At 32.8% G+C, this 6,182-nt stretch carries 8 protein-coding genes; 1 reads left to right on the plus strand and 7 read right to left on the minus strand.

What is annotated here, in order from left to right; all coding sequences use genetic code 11:
- Positions 1-9: 9 nt before the first annotated feature.
- The 7 genes from F3G76_RS08280 to F3G76_RS08310 form a co-directional block, all read right to left on the minus strand.
- Positions 10-1,983 (minus strand): double zinc ribbon domain-containing protein, encoded by a 1,974-nt coding sequence (locus F3G76_RS08280; RefSeq protein WP_149706428.1) that lies wholly within the window; start codon positions 1,981-1,983, stop codon positions 10-12.
- A 12-nt stretch (positions 1,984-1,995) separates the two neighbouring features.
- Positions 1,996-2,547 carry a zinc ribbon domain-containing protein gene (locus F3G76_RS08285; RefSeq protein WP_103652011.1) on the minus strand — a complete coding sequence of 184 codons (552 nt, stop codon included), beginning with the start codon at positions 2,545-2,547 and terminating at the stop codon, positions 1,996-1,998.
- A 97-nt stretch (positions 2,548-2,644) separates the two neighbouring features.
- The gene (locus F3G76_RS08290; protein ID WP_149706429.1) at positions 2,645-3,109 is read right to left on the minus strand and encodes a hypothetical protein; all 465 of its coding nucleotides are present in this window, start codon (positions 3,107-3,109) and stop codon (positions 2,645-2,647) included.
- Positions 3,106-4,443 carry a site-specific integrase gene (locus tag F3G76_RS08295; RefSeq protein WP_149706430.1) on the minus strand — a complete coding sequence of 446 codons (1,338 nt, stop codon included), beginning with the start codon at positions 4,441-4,443 and terminating at the stop codon, positions 3,106-3,108. Before F3G76_RS08295 ends, F3G76_RS08290 begins: the two co-directional genes overlap by 4 nt.
- A gap of 34 nt (positions 4,444-4,477) precedes the next feature.
- Positions 4,478-5,080, minus strand: a complete 603-nt coding sequence (locus tag F3G76_RS08300; protein ID WP_317454270.1) for a tyrosine-type recombinase/integrase — start codon at positions 5,078-5,080, stop codon at positions 4,478-4,480.
- A gap of 190 nt (positions 5,081-5,270) precedes the next feature.
- Positions 5,271-5,474, minus strand: coding sequence for a type II toxin-antitoxin system RelE/ParE family toxin (locus tag F3G76_RS08305; protein WP_223227449.1), 204 nt, complete (start codon positions 5,472-5,474; stop codon positions 5,271-5,273).
- Positions 5,467-5,730, minus strand: a complete 264-nt coding sequence (locus F3G76_RS08310; protein ID WP_021086499.1) for a type II toxin-antitoxin system prevent-host-death family antitoxin — start codon at positions 5,728-5,730, stop codon at positions 5,467-5,469. Before F3G76_RS08310 ends, F3G76_RS08305 begins: the two co-directional genes overlap by 8 nt.
- A gap of 200 nt (positions 5,731-5,930) precedes the next feature.
- Here F3G76_RS08310 and F3G76_RS10500 point away from each other — a divergent pair.
- A partial coding sequence (locus tag F3G76_RS10500; protein WP_188116572.1) for a hypothetical protein occupies positions 5,931-6,182 on the plus strand: 252 nt, incomplete at its 3' end.

Consider the following 6,182-nt stretch of genomic DNA (forward strand, 5'->3'; position numbering starts at 1 on the left):
CATGAGTTTTTAGTAGCTAAAATATTGATTAAGTATATCTAGTGCTTTTTTGTCGCCTAGTTTATAGTATGCTTTATTTAGCGCGTCTTGTGCCTCTTGTTTTGCATTGGTATAATTGCCATATTTGCATAATATTTCGCCTAAATTTGTGCATCCCCTAGCATAGTTGTAGTCATAACAAGATTTTTTGAAGTAAGAGTATGCGTTTTGCATATTTTTTTCAAAGCCAGCGCCATCTCTATAATTTACGCCAAGATAGTTACAACCTCTACCACTTCCTGCGTCACAAGCTTTTTTATTATATTTATTAGCCAAAGTTAGATCTTTAGTTATCCCATAGCCATATTTATAGTTATAGCCAAGACTTGCACATCCATCAGCATCGTTATTTAGATCGCAAGCTTTTTGATAGTATTTATTAGCTTCTTTAAGATCCTTTTTTATACCTTCACCTTCTCCGTATCCAGCACCAAGGATAAAGCAGCTCTTGCCATCTTTTAGATCGCACCCTTTTTTAGCAAATTCGATAGCTTTTTTTAGATCCTTAAAGATGTTTGCGTCATCCTTAAAAAGTTCGATTGCATACCCACAAGATTTAGCCATACCAAGATTACAAGCTTTTTCAAAATTTATAGCAGCACTATCTATCTTTTCTTCAACTATATAATATACAAAAGCTAGGTTTTGGCAAGCAAAACCATCTTTAATATCACAAGCTTTTTGGTAAAACCCTTTTGCTTTGTCTATATCCATTGAGACTCCTTTTCCCATTTGGTAATTAACGCCTAAATTAGTGCAAGATTCGCCATTTCCTAAATTACACCCCATTTCATAATATTCATTCGCTTTCTTGTAATTACCATTGCTGTTATATTCTAATCCCATTTCAAAGCAAGCAAGACTATTGTTTAGAAGGCATCCATGTTCGCCGTTAAAAACTGTATTTGCTTTAGAGACATCAACTTTTTTATATATCTCATAAGCTACTTTTATATTTTTTTCAGAGGGATTACCTTTTAGTAGATTGCCAGCTAAAGCCTTGCAAGCTTCTTTGTTATTATTGTTGCATAGCTTTGTATAGATCTCATTTGCATGCTCTAGGTCGTTTTTTTGTTCATAATCTTTAGCTAGTTTTATGCAGCTATCGTTTATCCCTATCTCGCAAGCAATTTTTGCATCGTCTTCAAGTGCTTTTTGCCTATCGCAAGCTTGCGTATTATCTGATTTACAAGATGTTTTGTAGTATTCATAAGCCTCTTTATAATCTACATTTTTTATCTTCTCTAAAGTAAAACTACTAGTTTGATAGTCTCCATGTTCATAAAGCAGGCCTAGTTGATAGCAGGCTTTAGAGTCAGATTTGCACTTCTCTTTTAGAAGACTTATCGCTTTGTCTGCATACAGCTTTGCTGCAGTGTCATGCTCCTTGTTATAAAAGTATGCCAACTTCATACAACTATCACCATTTTGATTTTCGCATTCATTTTCTAGGCTATAAATTTCATATCTACTTGGATTTCCTAAGAATATAAATGCAGAAGCTACCGCTACAGCAAGTATAAAAATAGATATAGCATATATAAATTTATAGTTTTTTATGTGCTTTTTTAGTTGCTCTTTGTTTTCTCTTTTTTTGGCTTCTTCGGCAAGTCTAGCTTCTTCTAACTCACGCTGTCTTTGCTCTCTCAAGCGAATTGCCTCTTCTTCTTTTTCTTTTCTTAGCTGCTCCTCTCTTGCTTCTTCTTCTAACTTTCGCAGCCTTTTTCTTTCATTCTCTTCTTGCTCTTTAATGATCTCTTTTTTGGTTTTTGGCATAAAGTGCAAAGTTTCACCACAAAATCTACACTTGGTAGCATTTGTCTTTACTTCTTCTTTGCAAAAAGGGCACTGCGTTTTTAGTTGTGTATCGCAGATAGGGCAAAACTCCAAGTCTTTTTCTATTTCTTCAGCACAAAAAGGACATTTGACTAGATTGTTATTCATGCCCAAATCCTACTAAAAAAATAGTCTTAGAGATATCAATTGTGCAATAAGCAATACTAAAAATGCACCAATTGCCCAGCCATAATTAAATTTAACTGTTTTTACTGGAAGAACCTTATTTGCTATTGCACCCGCTATGATTTGTGCCACGGTCAAACCGATTGAATAAACCACATAAACAATATTAATCATTTCCATACTATCATTTTTTATGCCTATACTAATCAAGAAGTATAATAAAACTGTTGATATAGTTGCTAGAGATATATATAGCAGGTTATCATATCCAGTATAGTATAGAGGCCCAAATATAAATGCCCAAAAGTTAAAACCTTGTGGCTTTAGGATTACTTCTCCATCCCATGTTCTTATAAAACCAAGCGGGATTTCATTACTATTTGCTTGGTTTTGATACGGGAAATTATTCGCCATATTTTTTTGGCTATTCATTTGTTCTCTTGCTTGATTTTTGGCTTCCTCATTTAAGAAGCTACCACAAAATCTGCATTTAATAGCATCTTTGTTAATTGTCTCACCACAAAATGGACAAAATTTAGTCTCCATACTACTTTCCTTTTTTTATTTTTAAAGAATAGAATTATTCAAAGTGAATAATTCTATTTAACTTTTACTAAGCTCATTCTTAAAAATAAGCATTGCTTTAATAAATATAAGAAGGCATGGACTGCTTGAAGCCATATTGCATATCTAAGCCTTGTGGTATTTTAAACTCGTCTAGAATTTTTTTAAACTCATCAAGTTTTTTATTGAATTTTTGATAAATTTCATCAAATTCCTCTTTGTCTGTGCAGCCTATGGACTGACAAAAGAGCCCAACTAGCTTGCCCCTGATCTTAAAGACTTCATCGTATAGCTCTTTACAAAAATCTAATACATTTTGGTAAGTCAATGCCTCGCCTTGTTCGCCACCTATTGTGAAATCACTCGTTTCTGTAGTAAATTCGCCAAGAGATGAACCGCTTAAAACAAAAGGGCATTCTTGTTTTAAGCCCATGATCGTCGCATCAAGCCAATCATTAATAGTCTCAAACGGATCATCAAATATATAAAGTTCGTCTGAGTAAGCAGGTCTGAACAAAAGTTCATTGTTCTGAATTACTATCATTTCTTATCCTTTTTATTATTTTTATTTGATTTAATATGGGGTATTTTATTACTTGGTATATCTAAGTATTTGAAAATACCTGAATATTCATCAAATGCTTTTATGTCTCTTAGTTTAGTTTTCAAAAGTTTAGACTGGGCGTATATGTCAAGAGCGTCAGAGAGATTGTAACCCATCATTCCCCTAACTAGGTCGTTATATTGTTCAAGATTCTTTCTATTGTTTCTATTTGTATTGTGGCCTAATTCATCTGCAACATTTACAATGGAGTCACTTATGTTGTTTATATGATCGTATTCTACTAATTTCTTAGCAAAGTTGCCTCTCAAGCGATGATCACTAACTTTTTTATCACTTATAACTTTTCTTATGCAGCCATTGGCTTTTTTATTAAAAGACTTTATTGTAGGGTATTGTTCTTTTATGGCTTTAACCCATTTATAATTATGTAAGTCTTTGATATTTTCATGTAGGACAATTACTCTTTTGGATTCGCTACTATATTTGCCTTTTGCTGTATCTATAATGACACAATTATATGCTTGCTTATTCACTCTTTTTTCGCCACGTTTCTGTGTTCCATCTTTAGAATTTAAAAGACTACCTTGAAATTTTTCAGCTACAATTAAATTTATATCATTTATCCCAATGCTTTTACTATCAAGAAATTCTTGAAGTAGTTTTGATGCAAATCTGTATTCTTTTTTTGTGCTTTCGCTAAACTTTTGTCTTGATCCAACACTTTCTAAATAGTTTTCAACTAAATCTTCTATCGTTGCTATATTTAGTGAATCTTTGTTAGGTTTGATTGGCTTTATTTTGGTTTTCTTTTTCTTTTCTTTATAGTTTAATATCTCTGACACGATATAATGTGGTATAAAAGCAATAAGCCCATCTTTTACCTCTACTGTATTGCCACTAGGAATTTCTTTAGCATTCTTTTTCTTATGGGCTGGTTTTTTCTCTGGTGCAGCTGGACAAAAACTATTTATTAACTCCTCTACAGGCAGATCATCATCTATCGGGACGGCAAGTCTTTGGGTAGTATCGGTCTTGAATTTTAAGGCACTAAGTCGCTCATCTATTATCTTATCAAGCTTTTTAGCTCCAGGCAAATGGACAGAGTATGGAAATAGACCAAAAAGATTAAAGCATATTTTTAGCCAGTAATCTTTATTCTTATCACTTGTGGCTCTCCCATATCCCTTTGTGAGACAATATTTTATATCATCAGATAGTTCTTCTATCTTGTCTTGATAATAAAACTTTGTTCCTAGATGATTTAATTCATTGAAATCATCAACTTCAAGTTGCTGTTTAATATATTTTGTCATAAAAAATCCTTTTTTAAAATTTTTATACTAGTAATTATATCTTTTGCGATAAAAAATTTTTGCTAGCGCTAAAAATCAAAAAATTAAAGATTTCGAGCCCCTTTAATGCCTCTTTTTTAGCCTTCAAGGGCACTCCTTTTGCATATGTATCAGTTGCTAGGTCTATGCTATGACCCAAAAGAACGGAAGTAAGATCTGCTAGAGAATTTTCCAAACAATAGTCTTTAATGGCTTTTGCGAAATTGCCACGTAGTCTGTGAAAACTAACATTTGCACTTGGGATAGATTTATGAATGTGTCTATTTAGGCGCTTTCCAAAATAATCACTACTCTCTTTTCCTTTCTTGATTTGCTCTAACCACTTTAAGTCAGCCAAATGCTCAATATTCTTATGTAGCGGAATTTGTCTATATTTGCTAACGCCTCCTTTTTGTTTAGCGGTCTTAACATTTATAAATTTTATACCATCTTCTTCACCTACGTTTTTGCTATCAAGTTGCCAAATTTCATTAAGCCTTAGCCCAGTATGAAGAGCAAACATCATATAGTTTCGTAGATCAAGCCTTTTTGTATCAAGAACTATTTTTAGTTCATCTAGACTAAAGTTGTCTTTCGGTGACTTCTCATCGGCTGGAATTTTAAAAGATGTTTATGTATATTTTCACAAAAAAAGAGTGCTAGATTGGTGGATATTTATTTTTAGAAAGATATTATTGAAGTTGTATGTCTAAAAAGCACTTGGTGTATATCTAATAGTGATGATTATAACAGCCTTATCTTTTTCATTGACCCTATAAATCACTGTGTAGTTTTTAACAAATAGCTGTCTATAGCCCATTATTGGCATATCTGCCAACTTTCCTGATAGCACCACGATTTGGCATCTCATCTAGGCTAAGAATAGTGTTTTTGATAGCCTCTAGCGTAGAGTTTGCAGCACCTGACGAGAGCAAAGATAGTGCGATATATTTATAAATAGCCTCAAGCTCTTCATAAGCTTGTGGTGAGATAAGAACTTTATACTTACTCAAGATACTTATCTTTTAAACTAGCAAAAACATCTTTTGCTTCTAGCATCTTTGTATCTGCTGTTATCTTGGCTTCAGACGATGCGATGGCGCTATCTATATCGGCTGTGGCTACTAGTTTATCGTATGTCTTTATACTCATCACGACCAAGTCGCCATAGCCATTTTTAGTTACAAATATTGGTTCATCCTTGCTATTACATAGCTGTGAAATTTCATTTGTGTTTCTAAGTTCTTTTATAGGTACTATTTGAGGCATATACTTTCCTTTTAATAATATGACATGATTATAGCATAATTGTGATATTAATTTAGATGGCTTGTCCAACTAACTTGACAAACTAAAAAAGGCAAGCCCAAGTATCAAGCATTTCCTACTTTTTCCTTAACCAATAATAAATTAATAATATTATAAATACAATCACAATAAAATATCTAAAACAGTAGTGGTGGCTTAATATGCAAAACAACGAAATAAATATAACCTACTCTTGCGAAGAGACATTAAAAAAGATAAAAGAGTATATGGCTGATGCAAAGAGCGTGACGCTTTATACGTCTAGCTTGAATTCACTCACATCGTACTCTAACGGCATAGCTAATGAGATCATATCTAATCTAATATTTTCTAAGAAGAGAGATAAAAAAGATGTATCGATCGTATCTGACTTTTATATAGATAAAGATAGCTTTACTGATAGTAAGCTAAAT

The organism is Campylobacter concisus (assembly GCF_902460575.1).
GTDB classification, from domain to species: domain Bacteria; phylum Campylobacterota; class Campylobacteria; order Campylobacterales; family Campylobacteraceae; genus Campylobacter_A; species Campylobacter_A concisus_AW.